We start from the raw sequence: 15,092 nt of genomic DNA on the forward strand, positions 1-15,092 counted from the left end.
TTACCATAGCAAGAAAACATCAAGGAAATGAAAGTAACATTTTTAGGAACAGGTACATCTCAAGGGGTGCCTGTAATAGCATGTAGTTGTGGAGTGTGTAAGTCTTTAGATATTAAAGATCAACGATTGAGAAGTTCTGTTATGATAAGTTATGGGGGACGAAATTATATTATTGATTCTGGTCCAGATTTTAGACAGCAGATGCTCAGGGCGAAAGTTCAAAATATTGAGGCAATAGTTTATACTCATGAACATAAAGACCATATTGCAGGAATGGATGATGTGCGGGCATTTAATTTTAAACATCAAAAAAATATGCCTCTTTATGTTTCTGATCTTGTTGAAAAGGCTTTAAAAAGAGAGTTTCCTTATTGTTTTTCTGAAAACAAGTATCCTGGTGTTCCAGAGATAGTATTAAAAAATATACAGGCTGCATCTTCATTTTTTTTGGGTGAAAAAGAATGGATTCCAATTGAAGTAATGCATTATAAATTACCTGTTTTAGCATTCCGAATTGATGATTTTGCATATATAACAGATGCTAATTATATTTCTGAGAAAGAACTTAAAAAACTAAAAGGGGTAAAAACCTTGGTGATAAATGCGCTAAGGCGTGAAGAACATATTTCACATTTTACTCTTAATCAAGCGATAGAAAAATCAAGGGAAATAGGAGCTGAAAGAGTATATTTTACTCATATTAGTCATCTACTAGGTAAGCACAATGAAGTCTTAAAGGAGTTACCTGAAGGCTTTACACTTGCCTACGATGGTTTAGAAATTAGTGTATAACTAAGGTATCAAACATCGAAAATAACGAATGTTTTGAATTGTTTGAGTTAAGTAAAACAATTAACTATCTTTGCTTTTTTAAAAGAAGGGAAATAGTTGTATTAAATTTAAACCTTAATTCAATTAAAGAGAGCGTTACAATTATAAAATAATGATATGGATATTAGTGTTGTTGTTCCTGTTTACAATGGTGAAAAAACAATTCCTGTATTAGTAGAGCAAGTTGCTAATGAGTTGAATAAACTTGATTTGAAGTTTGAAATCATACTTGTTGATGATCGAGGTCCTGATAATTCATGGCAGGTGATAGATCAAATTTGTGAAGAGTATAGCTATGTAAAAGGAGTTCAGTTAAGTCGAAATTTTGGACAGCACCCAGCAATATCTGCAGGTTTAACTTATTGTGAAGGAACTTATATTGTGGTAATGGATTGTGATTTACAAGACAGACCTGATCAGATTCCTAAGCTCTATAAACATATTACAAACACCAATAAGGATATCGTACTTGCGCAAAGAGTACAAAGGCAAGATAAGTTTTTTAAACGAATGTCCTCAAAATATTTTTATCTAGCTTTAAGTTATTTTACAAATACCAATCAGGATGCTTCTGTAGCTAATTTTGGGATTTATAAGAGAAAAGCGATTGAAGAAGTGATTAAAATGGGAGACCAAGTAAAATTTTTCCCTTTATTTATTCGTTGGGTTGGTTTTGAAATAGATTATTTAGAAGTTGAGCATTCCTCAAGAGAAGAAGGGAAATCTAATTATACCTTTAGAAAATTATGGAATTTAGCTTTAGATAATATTATTTCTTTCTCTAACAAACCGCTCTATATGACAGTCAATGTAGGTCTATTTGTTACATTTTTATCTTTTCTTGGAATGATTATTATTTTTGCGAAATATGCATTAGGAGAAATAGAAGTGTTGGGCTATACGTCTTTGATGGTAACTATTTCATTCTTCCTAGGTATTATCATTTTTATATTGGGGATTATAGGGATATATATCGCTAAGATATTTGACCAAGTTAAGGGGAGGCAAGTGTATATTGTTAAAGAAGAAAAAAACATCTAGTATGCTTACTTTATTTTTAATGACAGAAAAAGGATATGCAGTCCTGAAAGGAATAATAGAAGAGAATCTACAAGGCTTGGTGGACTTTGTAGTTGTTGGGGAAGATAAAAATATTCAAGATGATTATTCATTAGAAATCAGGAAGCTTTGTAGAAATTACGATATTAAAAATTTTTCAAGAAGAGAGCAATTTTCAATAACCTCAGCTTATAGTATCGCAGTCTCTTGGCGATGGATGATAAAACTTAATGACTCTAAATTAATTGTTCTTCATGATTCAATACTTCCTAAATACCGTGGTTTTGCACCTTTGGTCAATATGCTTATAAAAGGTGAAGAAAAAATTGGAGTAACAGCTTTATTCGCTTCTGATTTTTACGATGAGGGAGACATAATTGCTTTTGGTTCTGTAAAAGTTGAGCATCCTATTCGGATTAATGAAGCCATAAAAAAGGTGGGTAAAATTTATATCCAGCTTGTGATAGAGATTCTCCATCAACTAAAAAATGGTACAAAACTTATTGCCACACCTCAAAATCATGAGGATGCAACTTATAGCCTTTGGAGAGATGAAAATGATTATTTTATTGATTGGGATCAAGATGTTCATACAATATTAAGAACCATTTATGCATTAGGAACACCATATATGGGAGCAGCTGCTTACCTAAATGGTGAGAAAATTAGAATCATTGATGCCGAAATTATCCCTGAGTTAAAAGTTGAAAATCGTGATGTAGGTAAGGTTATCATGATAAGGGATGGGCAACCAGTAGTAGTATGTGGTTCTGGTCTTTTGATGATAAAGGAGGCACACTATGATAGTAGTACACGTGATGTTATTCCTTTGCAAAAATTTAGATCTAGGTTTACAAGTATCAGAAATTAACATTTTAGTTATACTATAATGAGGAGCAAGTATTTATTCTTATTAGAAAAGAAAAATTATTTATTCTTAGCTTTTGTTTTACTTTATTTTCTGCCTTCATTTTTTTTAGGTGAAGATTCCAAGATATTGTATTTCGATAATATGGATTCTAATATTGTTTGGCAAAAAATAGCTTTGTCTCACAAACAATTATTCTTTTCTCCTGGAGAAAAGGTTCCAAATCTTTTAGGTGGAATTCCATTTTCCAGTATCTATTTTAATTTTGACTTATCTACGATAATTTTTGCTTCTTTTGGAATGTATTGGGGGTATGTGGTCAATAAAATTCTCATGGTACTCGTGGCTTATTTAGGTATGAATTTATTACTTTCAAAAAACCTAAAAGTAAAAAACGAGTGGATTATTTGGGCCTCCTCTGTTGCCTTTGCTTTGCATCCATTTTGGAGTTTTTCAGCACATGTTGCTGGAATTCCACTTGTTATTTCTGGTTTTTGGAGTATAATTACAGGGAATAAAAGATGGTACCAATGGGCATTTATAGTTTTGTATGGTTTGTATTCCAATCTATTAATCCCAGGACTCTTTGTTATTCTTATCTTGACCATTTTGTGGCTTTTTTATTCTTTTAAGAAAAAAAAGATTATTTGGAGCGGATTTTGGGCTTTGGCATTACTAAGCTCTATATACCTTTTAACACATTTCCCTACTTTTTATTCTTTACTAAATGTAGGCTTTATATCTCACCGAGTAGAAATGGTTCCTGTGAATATGAACCTTTTGGATACTATAAGATTTTTAGCAACCATCATTCTGCGTGGTGATGAAATCGATCAAATAGAAGGGGCAAGTGGGTATTTTTATCTTCCAGGTATTTTAATGATTGTTTTATATCTAACTTTAGGGATTCGGAAATGTTGGACTATATTATCCTCATTATTTGCGTATCTAGTGATTTCTTATGGTGTTGTTTTTCTTATTAATTGGGAATTTACGGCTTCATTTTACCAGCATTTATATAAAGTATTGCCTGTTGATTGGCTCAGATTACTATGGATACATCCAATTATCTGGATGCTGATTATGGCAATTATATTAGATCATTTTATGACTAATAACAAGAAGAAACTATTCAAAATTGGATCATTATTATTCTTGGTGCATTTTGCATTAATCTTATCATTCCATCCTCAGTGGACAAATAAAAATAGTTTTTCATTCAATGAAATATATAGTGAAAAAGAGTTTCAAAAGTTTAGTGAAAACTCAAATATCCAGATGAAAGATAAGAAAGTTCTATGTATTGGGTTTGATCCAAGTGTTGTGCAGTATAATGGATATCATACTGTAGGAGGGTTTGCCGTAAACTATCCTTTGGAGTATAAGCATCAATTTAATTTAATCATCAAAGATGAATTAGAGTTTCCTCCAATGAACAATTTCTATTACAATTTCTTTCATAAATGGGGGAATAAATGCTACACATTTATCCGCACAGCGAAAAAAAAGGATCAAAATGGTTTAGACTATTATGGTGAAGATTTGAAAATTAATTTCCAAGCTGCAAAAAAAATGGGGGCAGATTATGTTTTCTCTAATATTAGAATAGAAAAGAAAGGGCTTTCATTAGTGAAAAAACAACCTTTTGAAAATAATCATTTTATAAAGACATTATTTGTTTACAAAATAATGTATTAGCTATTTGTTTCTTCTAAATACGGTGCTTTTATATTATCGTTTTGTAATACAGAAAGCGTTCCAGCAACTACGCCATAAAGTGGAGCGACAATTCCTCCTATAATAGGAATGATAAAAAGTAAATTAAACACTAAACCAATTCCAATTGTCAAAGGACGATTTTGCTTTACATAATTACGTCTTTCTTTAAGGTTCCATTTCTTCCTTTCATTAGTATAATCAATAAACATATATCCCAAAAAGAAACTTTGAACAGAGATGATTATTAGCGGTGTTATCCAGCCCAGAATAGGAATTAAGCCTAGTAAAATGAGGATAAAAACTAAACTCATCTCAATTAATAGATTCCTTAAAGATAGTATAATACCTCTCCAAACATCCAGTAAAAATTGTTTCCAACTAAAAGGAAAATCTCGTCCAGTGTATAAGCTGTCAACTTTTTCGGAAATATAAGCGAGAAAAGGAGAGAGAACAGAGAGAAGGAGTGCACGATATATATAGTAGTAGACTAATAAAAATGCTAAGTAGCTTATAGCCTTAATGAGTACTTCGGTGGCGATAAACCAATTGTTTTTCTCTTCAAAATAGCTTTGTAATTTCAGGGAAATATACTCGTTGAGTTCAGAGGCTGTGAAGATGATAATTCCTAAGAAAATTAGTTGTAATATCATTGGTATCAGGGCGTACCAAAGTAATCGATGTTTCATGATAAATCGATGGGCTACAAAATAAGAACCAAATGCCAATCTTAGTTGCTTCAACATATTTCTTTAAGAAAATGGATTTGTTGACCAAAATAGCCAAAATTCTTGAAATCACCGACTTCTTTTTAGGGAAAAACATTCCTAAAAGTGTAAATTTGTGGCTTCTTTAAAAAAAATCAAGACCATGACTTGGACGAGCCTAGAGGCAATCTCACCTATAGATGGACGATATGCCAGTAAAACTGCAGATTTTAAAGCTTATTTCTCAGAAAAAGCTTTAATCCAGTACCGTATTCGAATAGAAATAGAATATTTTATTGCACTTTCAAAATCTCCTGTTGCTCAGGTTCCTGATTTTTCGGAAGAGCAAGTGAGCTTCTTGAGAGCGATGTATCAAAATTTCACTTCTGAGGATGCTCAAAGAGTAAAGGATATTGAGGCCGTTACCAATCATGATGTAAAAGCTGTTGAATATTTTATTAAAGAAAAATTGGCAGGTCATTCTCTTGAAGCACATAAAGAATTTATTCATTTTGGTCTTACTTCTCAGGATATCAATAATACGGCAACTCCTCTAATGTTAAAGGAAGCAACCGAGGCTGTGTATATTCCCGAGATCGAAAATATCATCCATATTTTGGAAGGCTTGGTAGCCGATTGGAAAGAGATTCCAATGCTTGCCAAAACTCATGGACAACCAGCTTCTCCAACACGTTTGGGGAAAGAATTGGAGGTTTTTGTAGTTCGATTAAAAGAACAATTAAGACAATTGAAAAACATTCCTTATTCTGCTAAATTTGGTGGAGCTACAGGTAATTTTAATGCGCATCATATTGCTTTTCCAGAAGTTAATTGGTTGAGTTTTGGAAATGATTTTGTCAATAAAACTTTAGGTTTAGATCATTCTTTTCCTACAACACAAATTGAACATTATGATAACCTTGCTTCTTTTTTCGATGCTTGTAAGCGAATCAACACAATTTTAATTGATCTCGATCGTGATTTTTGGACGTATATTTCTATGGAATATTTCAAACAAAAAATCAAAAAAGGGGAAGTAGGTTCTAGTGCTATGCCTCATAAAGTAAACCCAATTGATTTTGAAAATTCTGAAGGGAATTTAGGAATAGCCAATGCTTTGTACGAGCATCTTTCTGCTAAATTACCTATTTCTCGTTTGCAAAGAGATTTAACAGATTCTACTGTTCTGAGAAATATTGGAGTTCCTATGGCGCATTCAATGATTGCTTTTCAATCTCTTAAAAAAGGTCTTGGGAAACTCCTATTAAACGAAGCGGCTTTGAATCAAGATTTAGAAGATAATTGGGCGGTAGTTGCCGAGGCTATTCAAACAGTTCTAAGGCGTGAGGCTTATCCAAATCCTTATGAAGCATTAAAAGCTCTTACAAGAACCAATGAAGGTATTACGCAAAATTCTATTTCAGAATTTATAGATACGCTAGAGGTTTCTAATGAACTGAAAGCTCAGTTGAAAACAATTACGCCACAAAACTATACAGGGATATAGTTGAGTGAAATAAATACCATAAAAAAAGCGAAGAATCAATTTGACTCTTCGCTTTTTTTTATATTCAAATAGATGTTATATCATTTACGGTGTTAATTTACCCGTAAATTTTAGCTTCTTTTTCGGGTGCGTTTACTTGGTGTAACATCCCCCTTCCCCCTTCAAAGGGGGCTTAAATAATGAGTAAATTAACACCAGAAATGGCATTATTTCCCAAAATATTCAAAGAAATAGGGAATTGTTTCGATTCCTTTTAAATAGTTGAAGATTCCATAATGCTCATTAGGTGAGTGAATAGCATCAGTATCTAAACCGAATCCCATAAGAATGGATTTTGCTTGAAGTTCTTCTTCAAACAATGCAACAATAGGGATAGAACCACCAGAACGTAATGGAATAGGTTCTTTTCCAAAGGTCTTTTTCATAGCATATTCTGCTGCTTGATAACCTTTATTGTCTATGGGTGTTACATACGGTTGTCCGCCATGGTGAGGCTTTACGTTTACCTTTACATAATCTGGTGCAATAGTCATAAAGTGCTCAGCAAACAATTGAGTAATTTTTTCAGGATCTTGTCCTGGAACTAATCTCATAGATATTTTAGCTTCTGCTTTTGATGGTAAAACAGTTTTAGCTCCTTCTCCAATATATCCTCCCCAGATTCCATTCACATCCAATGTAGGACGAATAGATGCTCTTTCTAGTGTAGAATATCCTGCTTCTCCGTGCACTTCATCAATATTCAACTTTCCTTTATAATCTTCTAAGTCAAATGGAGCTTGAGCCATTTTTGCTCTTTCTTCTGCCGAAACAGCTTCCACACCATCATAGAATCCTTTTACCGTGATTTTTCCGTTTTCATCATGCAATGATCCAATCATTTGAGATAAAATATTGATCGGGTTTGCTACCGCTCCTCCATAAAGACCTGAGTGTAAGTCTCTATTAGGTCCCACTACTTCAACTTCTACATAACTTAGTCCTCTAAGTCCTGTAGTGATTGATGGTTGATCATTTGAAAGAATTCCTGTATCTGAAATAAGAATTACATCACAAGCAAGTTTTTCTTGATGATTCTTTACAAACCAAGCTAAGCTAGGTGAACCAATTTCTTCCTCACCTTCTATCATGAATTTTACATTACAAGGAAGTTCTCCCTCAGAAAGCATATACTCCAAAGCTTTCACGTGCATATAAAATTGTCCTTTGTCATCACAGGCTCCACGAGCAAAAATAGCTCCTTCTGGATGCAATTCTGTCTTTTTGATTACTGGCTCAAAAGGTGGAGAATCCCAAAGTTCGATAGGATCTGCAGGTTGTACGTCATAGTGTCCATAAACCAAAACAGTTGGTTTTGATGGATCGACCATTTTTTCTCCATACACTACAGGATAACCAGGTGTTTCACATATTTCTACAGCATCGGCACCTGCTTTTTTTAAACTGTCGGCTACAAAGTCTGCCGTGAGTAAAACATCTTTTTCATAAGCTGAATCTGCCGAAATAGATGGGATTTTCAATAAATCTACCAATTCTTGAAGAAATCGGTCTTTGTTTTTTTCTATATAATTTTTAATCATAATCAATGACTTTTTTTAGGAATTTACTTTAGTGAGTTTGGCAAATTTGGCAATTAAGGTTTTTACATCTCCATTATCAAATCGGATGGTGAGGCGCGAGTTTACTCCTTCATCTGTTTTGTCTACAATAGTTCCATTTCCAAAAGCATGATGATTGACTACCATTCCTGCTTGGAACTCTTTTAAAACTTCTCCAGAACTTGGAGCATTTCTTCTTACTGTAGTATTAATTTTTTTTAGGTTCCTTCCTCTGGTGAGTTTGGGAACAAATTTCTTTTTTTCTTCTGTTTTTTCTTTTTTTGAAGAAGGTCTTTTGATGGAAGCAAATTTAAAATCAAGAAATGCTTCATCTATATCATCCAAAAATCTTGAAGGCTCTGCCATGGTGAGTTTTCCCCAGCGATAACGAGAAAGCGCATAAGACAAAGTCGCCCTTTTTTCGGCTCGGGTAATTGCCACATAAAAGAGTCGTCTTTCTTCTTCCATTGCTTCTCTAGAATGCTCCGTATTCATAGATGGAAAAAGATCTTCTTCCATTCCTACAATATACACATAAGGAAACTCTAATCCTTTGGATTGGTGAATGGTCATTAGAGAAATATGATTGGGGTCATCATCTTTTTGATCCGCATCTGTGAGCAAGGCTACATCTTCCAAGAAAGCACTTAAACTGGTATCTTCGTTATCTTCATTATTACAAAAATCCTGAATTGCGTTTAAAAGCTCTTCCAAGTTTTGAATTTTTGAAATGTTCTCAGGAATTAAATCTTTTTTAAGGTCTTCCAAAAGTCCAGAACGATTTAAAATATAAGTTGCAGCTCCATAAGCATCCAGTTTTCCAGCTTCAACTTGCATGTTTTTAATCATGAGTAGAAATTGTTGCATTTTTCTAAGTCCTCCTGAGGCAATTTTGTGCGGATGTAGATGAATGTTTTCAATAGTTTCTAACCAAGAAAGACTGGCTTGATTGGCGGCAATATTTAATCGATCCTGACTGGTTTGTCCTATTCCCCTTGTGGGGAAATTGATAATTCTCCTTACCGCTTCATTATCTTGTGGATTTATAACGGTTCGGATATATGCCATAAAATCTTTTATTTCTTTTCTTTGGTAAAAAGAAAGTCCTCCATAAATACGGTAAGGAATATTTTTTTTGCGAAAAGCTTCTTCCAAAACTCTTGATTGAGCATTGGTACGATACATAATACAATAATCTGAATAAGGAAGTCCATTTCTTTGACTTTCTTCCCAGATAAGATTAGAAACCAAATATGCTTCATGATTATCAGACTCTGTTTTATATACCGAAATCAGTTCCCCTTCTTCATTATCTGTCCAAACTTTTTTCTCTAGCTGATCTTGGTTCTTTTTAATAACCGAATTAGCAGCATCTACAATAGATTTTGTAGAACGATAATTTTGCTCTAGCTTAATTTTCTTTAAATCAGGATAGTCTTTGTTGAAGTTTAGAATATTGTAAATATTGGCTCCACGGAAGGCATAGATACTCTGGGCATCATCACCTACCACGCAAATATTTTCAAATTTGGCAGCCAAGGATTTTACAATCAAATATTGTGAGTGATTAGTATCTTGATACTCATCTACCATAATATATTTAAAACGACCTTGATATTTAGCCAATATCTGAGGTTGAGTCATGAAAAGTTCATTGGTTTTGAGTAATAAATCATCAAAATCCATTGCCCCTTGCTTAAAACACTCTGTACAGTATTTCTCATAAATTTCTCCAAAAAAGGGCATTTTCCTCATTTGGTCATCTTCAATGAGTTCAGGTTTATTTTTGTAAGCTTTATAGGTTATCAGATTATTTTTTAAAGAAGATATTCTTGATGAAATGGTTCTAGCTTTATAATAATCTTTATCTAATTCCATTTCTTTTACAATTCTGTTGATGAGTTTTTTACTGTCATCAGAATCATAAATAGTGAAATGCGAAGGGTAGCCCAAAACATCGGCTTCCATTCTTAGTATTTTAGAAAAAACAGAGTGAAAAGTACCCATCCAAAGTCCTTTAGAGTCTGAAGCTCCAATCACATTGGCAATTCTTTCTTTCATTTCTTTGGCGGCTTTGTTGGTAAAAGTTAAAGCCAAAATATTATAAGGATCGACACCTTGTGCCACTAAATGTGCAATACGATAAGTGAGAACTCTAGTTTTTCCAGAACCTGCACCTGCAATGACCATCACTGGACCTTCTGTGTGTAAAACTGCTTCGCTCTGAGCAGGATTTAAACCTTCTAAATAATCTGCCAAAATATCTGTTATTAATTTCTAAACAAACAAAGGTAAAATTTATCAAGGAGGTAAAAAAGAGCTATAGCATTTTATACCATTTAAGGAGTTAATTTACTCATCAGGATTATCCCATTTCTAGTGCAATTTTACAAGGCAATAAGGTCGACTCGAACATTAACATTAAATTAATGCATTGAGCATATCCTTTCACGGAGGGTAGTTTATTTTTGTGCTGATTTTAATCTTTTATCGAATTACTTTATGGAATTTGGAATCTGGCAAATCCTCAATATAGTAGGAGCCTTAGGGTTTTTCATCTACGGGATGAAAGTAATGAGTGACGCTTTACAGCAAGTAGCGGGCTCAAAAATGAGACAATTCCTTAGAAAAATGACTTCGAATCGTTTTTCGGGAGTGGCAACAGGTTTTTTAATCACTGCCATATTACAGTCATCTTCTGCAACTACCGTAATGACGGTAAGTTTTGTAAATGCAGGATTCCTTTCATTGATGGAATCTGCAGGTGTGATGATGGGAGCCAATATTGGAACAACAATCACAGGTTGGTTAGTTTCTTTAATCGGTTTTGAGGTAAAAGTGTCTCATTATGCTTTACCAATAATCGGTATCGCATTTCCTTTTATGTTTTCATCTAGGCATAACCGAAAGAAATGGGCTGAAGTCGTTGTTGGTTTCGGACTCCTATTTTTAGGGCTTGGAGAACTAAAAGAAGCTGTTCCAGATATAAAAAACAATCCCGATGTACTTAACTTCTTGAGTGAATTCAAGAACCCGAATATACTTACAAGAATGATGTTTGTGGGAGTGGGAACTTTGCTTACAATTATTGTACAATCTAGTAGTGCCGCAATGGCATTAACCATTACGCTTACGGCACAAGGATTACCAATAGAGATTGCTGCAGCCATGGTGCTTGGAGAAAATATCGGGACAACCATTACGGCAGAGTTAGCCTCTTTGGTAGCAAATGTTCATGCCAAGCGATCTGCAAGAATTCACTCTTTGTTTAATGTCATTGGGGTTACTTGGATGCTTATTGCAATGCCTTATGTCTTGGATATTTTGGGAGATCTTTTCCCGCCACCATCCGCAACGGAATCCAACGAATTTGCCCTTGCAGCCTTCCATACAACTTTTAACTTCTTAAATGTTCTAATTTGTGTTGGGTTTGTTAAGAAAATAGTGGATATCTCTATCAAAACAGTAAAATCAAAAGGAGAAGAAGATGAAGTCTTTAAATTAAAACATATTGGTTCTGATATGTTTAGATCTCCAGAATTATCTGTAGAAGAAGCTGCAAAAGAAGTAGCCCACTGTGGAGAAATTACCAGTAAATTATTCAATATGCTCCCTGGAATTTTGAATGAAGCAGATGAAAAGAAATTTACTGATAAATTGAAGCGTATTGCTAAATACGAAGAAATTACGGACAGAATGGAAGTAGAGATTTCAGATTTCTTATCTCAAAAATCTCAAAACGAAATGAGTACTAAAGCAGCGGCAAAAACACGCAGCTTACTCAGTATTGTTAGCGACCTTGAAAGAATTGGAGATTTGGTTTATCAAATAGCCAAGACCATGGAGCGTAGAAAGGAGAAGAAAGCATATTTCTTACCAGACAATAGAAAAAATATTGAACGTATGATGGAGGCCGTGGGTAAAGGTATGGTGCAAATGCAAAAGCATCTATTAAACCCAGAAAGCATCAATATGGAAGAGGCTATAAAACTAGAAAATATTGTTGATGACCTCAGAAATGAATTAAGAGCCTCATACCTCAAAAAAATTCAGAAAGGAGAATACAAAATTAAATCTGCAATCTATTATAATGATGTCATTCATTCATTAGAAAAAATTGGAGATCACGTAATCCAAGTATCTGAAGCAATTGCAGGTGATAGACAATTGGTGGAGTAATTCTTTACTAATGTTTAAATAATAAAACCTCAAAACCCGAGTATCGAGTTTTGAGGTTTTTTTGTGGGAAGTATTTAGTAAGAATATGAACTTTTCCTAAAACCTACATCACCACCCAAATCCTTTGCTGTATATTTGCTTGAGTAAAAAAATGGCGATAAAAACAGCGCGATTAAATGCTTAATGAACAGAAAAACAATGGAAGAAGCTAAAAGACCTTTGATATTGGTAGTAAACGACGATGGAATTACGGCCATGGGAATTAGGAATTTGATAGAAGTTGCTAAAGAGCTTGGAGAAGTATGGGTAGTAGCACCTGATAGTCCACAATCTGGAATGGGGCATGCCATAACCATCAATAATACTTTGAGAGCTGAACTATTGGACTTTCCTGATGGAGTAAAAAATGAATATTCTTGTTCAGGAACTCCTGCAGACTGTGTGAAATTGGCAATTAATAATTTGCTTCCACGTCGCCCAGATATTGTGGTGTCGGGAATTAATCATGGATCCAACGAAAGTTGTAATGTGATTTACTCTGGGACAATGTCAGCTGCTGTAGAAGCTGCTATAGAAGGGATTCCAGCAGTAGGTTTTTCATTACTAGATTATAGCCCAGTAGCAGATTTTACTTATTCTAAAAAAGTAGCCAAAAAAATCATCCAAAATGTATTGGAAAATGGACTGCCAGAAGATATTTGTTTGAATGTAAATATTCCGAAAGGAAATGAAAATCATATCAAAGGAATAAAAGTATGTCATCAAGCCAGAGGAAACTGGCGTGAAGAATTTGATCATAGAATAGACCCAATGGGTAAAGATTATTTTTGGCTTACAGGAAAATTTGAAAATTATGACGCAGACCAAGCTCAAGCCGACAGTACTGCTTTGGCAGAGGGATATGTTTCTGTAGTTCCTATCCAGTTTGATCTTACGGCTTACCGAGCACTCGAAAAACTCAAAACATGGAACTATGAATTGGAAGCGTGATCAATTTCTTTTTGGCGTTCTTTTAGCGGTCATTTTGCCACTTGTTGTCTTTGGGCTGTTGGAGGTATTCTTACACCTTAGTCACAAGACACACACTTTGCGTCAATCCACTAAGGAGTTGATTTCTTTAGTGGTCGTTTTACCCATTTTTAGGTACTATATCGTAAAGCTCAAAGCAGAAAAAACAGGAAGAGGTATGATGTTGGTTATTTTCGTGTATGCCTTATTCTTTGCACTAAGAGAAACAGGAGTTTTATGAAGTATTATATCATAGCTGGTGAAGCCTCTGGAGATCTACATGGATCCAATTTAATAAAGGAATTAAAAAAGAACGACCCCGAAGCTGATTTTCGTGTTTGGGGAGGAGATCTTATGCAAAAACAAGGGGCAGAACTTGTTAAGCATTATAAAGATCTTGCCTTTATGGGTTTTGCAGAAGTATTGATGAATATCCGAACGATTTTAGGAAATATCAAATACTGCAAAAAAGACCTATTGGCTTATCAGCCTGATGTTTTGATTTTAATAGATTACCCTGGCTTTAATTTGCGTATTTCGGCTTTCGCCAAAGAACATCATATTCCTGTTCATTTCTATATTTCTCCGCAAATTTGGGCTTGGAAAGAAAGCAGGATAACAAAAATCAAAAAGACGATTGACAAAATGTATGTCATTCTTCCTTTTGAAAAAGAATATTACAAAAAACACCATTTTGAAGTCGATTTTGTAGGGCATCCTTTGCTAGATGCCATAGATTTTGAAGCTTTAAAAAGTTTAGAAGCCCGTAAAAAACAAATAGCATTACTACCAGGAAGTAGAAAACAAGAAGTAAGTAAAATGCTACCAGTGATGGTCGAGGTAGCAAAGAATAATCCTGATTTTCAATTTGTTCTTGCTGCTGCACCCAGTCTGAATGATCGATTCCTAAAACCATTTTTAGCAGATACAGATATCCAGATTATTAGAAATAAAACCTACGAAGTACTTAAAAATAGCCAATTAGCAATTGTTACTTCAGGAACGGCAACACTGGAAACCGCTTTACTAAAAACACCAGAAATAGTGGTGTATAAAACATCCCCCATAAGCTATTGGATTGGGCGAATGTTAGTGAAAATAAAATATATTAGCCTCGTAAATCTTATTTTAGATAGAAAGGCTGTACCAGAGCTAATTCAGCAAGACTGTGAAGCTCAAACGATACAAAAACAGATAAATAACCTTATTTCTGGTCCAGAAAGAGTAACCATGATGCAAGACTATGGAGAATTGCATCAAATACTAGGAGGTCCAGGAGCGTCTAAAAGACTTGCTCAACTCATTATAAAAAACACCAAATCATGACAACACCAAGATTTCTAATGGCTGATAATAGCCAAGACCCCGAAAGAATTTATGTAGTACATACGCAAGATCCACATTTTGTCTATGATATTATGGCAGAGGATTTTGTATGGATTGAAAATAATCTTTCGGAAGTAATCGGAAGCGAAGATGAATCTGAAATTACTACTGCATTAACACAACTGATAGAAGATGCATTGGCATTTTGTCGCGATGAAATGAATAATATGCTCGAATATGGTGAAGAATAGTGTCAAGATGTCACAAAACTAGAATTGGCAAATAATTTGAAG

At 34.2% G+C, this 15,092-nt stretch carries 13 protein-coding genes; 10 read left to right on the top strand and 3 right to left on the bottom strand.

What is annotated here, in order from left to right:
- Positions 1 to 27 precede the first annotated feature (27 nt).
- The 4 genes from N4A45_02230 (at position 28) to N4A45_02245 (ending at position 4,456) form a co-directional block, all read left to right on the top strand.
- Positions 28 to 792, top strand: coding sequence for an MBL fold metallo-hydrolase (locus N4A45_02230; protein MCT4664035.1), 765 nt, complete (start codon positions 28 to 30; stop codon positions 790 to 792).
- Between the two features lie 156 nt (positions 793 to 948).
- Positions 949 to 1,872: a glycosyltransferase family 2 protein gene (locus N4A45_02235; protein MCT4664036.1), complete on the top strand. Its 924-nt coding sequence runs from the start codon at positions 949 to 951 to the stop codon at positions 1,870 to 1,872.
- Position 1,873: 1 nt separating this feature from the next.
- Complete coding sequence (locus tag N4A45_02240) at positions 1,874 to 2,761, top strand: formyltransferase family protein (protein ID MCT4664037.1); 888 nt, start codon at positions 1,874 to 1,876, stop codon at positions 2,759 to 2,761.
- An 18-nt stretch (positions 2,762 to 2,779) separates the two neighbouring features.
- Positions 2,780 to 4,456 (top strand): DUF6044 family protein, encoded by a 1,677-nt coding sequence (locus tag N4A45_02245; GenBank protein MCT4664038.1) that lies wholly within the window; start codon positions 2,780 to 2,782, stop codon positions 4,454 to 4,456.
- Here the strand turns inward: N4A45_02245 and N4A45_02250 are convergent.
- A complete protein-coding gene (locus tag N4A45_02250) occupies positions 4,453 to 5,220 on the bottom strand; it encodes an EI24 domain-containing protein (GenBank protein ID MCT4664039.1) in 768 nt (255 codons plus the stop codon). The two genes, N4A45_02245 and N4A45_02250, sit on opposite strands and share 4 nt — an antisense overlap.
- A 124-nt stretch (positions 5,221 to 5,344) precedes the next feature.
- On the opposite strand from N4A45_02250, the gene purB reads away from it, so the two are divergent.
- Entirely contained in the window at positions 5,345 to 6,688 is a 1,344-nt protein-coding gene (gene purB, locus N4A45_02255; protein ID MCT4664040.1) for an adenylosuccinate lyase, read from the top strand.
- A gap of 206 nt (positions 6,689 to 6,894) precedes the next feature.
- Here the strand turns inward: purB and N4A45_02260 are convergent, their stop codons facing one another.
- Together N4A45_02260 and N4A45_02265 are read right to left on the bottom strand one after the other, a co-directional pair.
- On the bottom strand, positions 6,895 to 8,274 hold the full coding sequence (locus N4A45_02260; GenBank protein MCT4664041.1) for a dipeptidase: 1,380 nt from the start codon (positions 8,272 to 8,274) through the stop codon (positions 6,895 to 6,897).
- Between the two features lie 9 nt (positions 8,275 to 8,283).
- Positions 8,284 to 10,545: a UvrD-helicase domain-containing protein gene (locus N4A45_02265; protein ID MCT4664042.1), complete on the bottom strand. Its 2,262-nt coding sequence runs from the start codon at positions 10,543 to 10,545 to the stop codon at positions 8,284 to 8,286.
- A gap of 243 nt (positions 10,546 to 10,788) precedes the next feature.
- Between N4A45_02265 and N4A45_02270 the strand changes: the two genes are divergently transcribed.
- From N4A45_02270 to N4A45_02290, 5 genes are all read left to right on the top strand, one after another.
- A complete protein-coding gene (locus N4A45_02270; GenBank protein MCT4664043.1) occupies positions 10,789 to 12,465 on the top strand; it encodes a Na/Pi cotransporter family protein in 1,677 nt (558 codons plus the stop codon).
- A gap of 183 nt (positions 12,466 to 12,648) precedes the next feature.
- The gene (gene surE / locus N4A45_02275) at positions 12,649 to 13,455 is read left to right on the top strand and encodes a 5'/3'-nucleotidase SurE (protein ID MCT4664044.1); all 807 of its coding nucleotides are present in this window, start codon (positions 12,649 to 12,651) and stop codon (positions 13,453 to 13,455) included.
- Complete coding sequence (locus tag N4A45_02280) at positions 13,439 to 13,714, top strand: hypothetical protein (GenBank protein MCT4664045.1); 276 nt, start codon at positions 13,439 to 13,441, stop codon at positions 13,712 to 13,714. The genes surE and N4A45_02280 overlap by 17 nt, the downstream gene beginning before the upstream one ends.
- Positions 13,711 to 14,799, top strand: coding sequence for a lipid-A-disaccharide synthase (lpxB, locus tag N4A45_02285; GenBank protein ID MCT4664046.1), 1,089 nt, complete (start codon positions 13,711 to 13,713; stop codon positions 14,797 to 14,799). The genes N4A45_02280 and lpxB overlap by 4 nt, the downstream gene beginning before the upstream one ends.
- Positions 14,796 to 15,050 carry a hypothetical protein gene (locus N4A45_02290; protein ID MCT4664047.1) on the top strand — a complete coding sequence of 85 codons (255 nt, stop codon included), beginning with the start codon at positions 14,796 to 14,798 and terminating at the stop codon, positions 15,048 to 15,050. The genes lpxB and N4A45_02290 overlap by 4 nt, the downstream gene beginning before the upstream one ends.
- Positions 15,051 to 15,092 lie beyond the last annotated feature (42 nt).

Source organism: Flavobacteriales bacterium, from assembly GCA_025210805.1.
Lineage (GTDB): Bacteria > Bacteroidota > Bacteroidia > Flavobacteriales > CAJXXR01 > JAOAQX01.

Excerpts from the sequence above, each read along its gene's own strand:
- N4A45_02230 (MCT4664035.1), top strand. The coding sequence starts at position 28 with ATGAAAGTAACATTTTTAGGAACAGGTACATCTCAAGGGGTGCCTGTA.
- N4A45_02290 (MCT4664047.1), top strand. The coding sequence starts at position 14,796 with ATGACAACACCAAGATTTCTAATGGCTGATAATAGCCAAGACCCCGAA.
- N4A45_02250 (MCT4664039.1), bottom strand. The coding sequence starts at position 5,220 with ATGTTGAAGCAACTAAGATTGGCATTTGGTTCTTATTTTGTAGCCCAT.
- N4A45_02245 (MCT4664038.1), top strand. The coding sequence starts at position 2,780 with ATGAGGAGCAAGTATTTATTCTTATTAGAAAAGAAAAATTATTTATTC.
- N4A45_02270 (MCT4664043.1), top strand. The coding sequence starts at position 10,789 with ATGGAATTTGGAATCTGGCAAATCCTCAATATAGTAGGAGCCTTAGGG.
- N4A45_02240 (MCT4664037.1), top strand. The coding sequence starts at position 1,874 with ATGCTTACTTTATTTTTAATGACAGAAAAAGGATATGCAGTCCTGAAA.
- surE (MCT4664044.1), top strand. The coding sequence starts at position 12,649 with ATGAACAGAAAAACAATGGAAGAAGCTAAAAGACCTTTGATATTGGTA.
- N4A45_02280 (MCT4664045.1), top strand. The coding sequence starts at position 13,439 with ATGAATTGGAAGCGTGATCAATTTCTTTTTGGCGTTCTTTTAGCGGTC.
- lpxB (MCT4664046.1), top strand. The coding sequence starts at position 13,711 with ATGAAGTATTATATCATAGCTGGTGAAGCCTCTGGAGATCTACATGGA.
- purB (MCT4664040.1), top strand. The coding sequence starts at position 5,345 with ATGACTTGGACGAGCCTAGAGGCAATCTCACCTATAGATGGACGATAT.
- N4A45_02235 (MCT4664036.1), top strand. The coding sequence starts at position 949 with ATGGATATTAGTGTTGTTGTTCCTGTTTACAATGGTGAAAAAACAATT.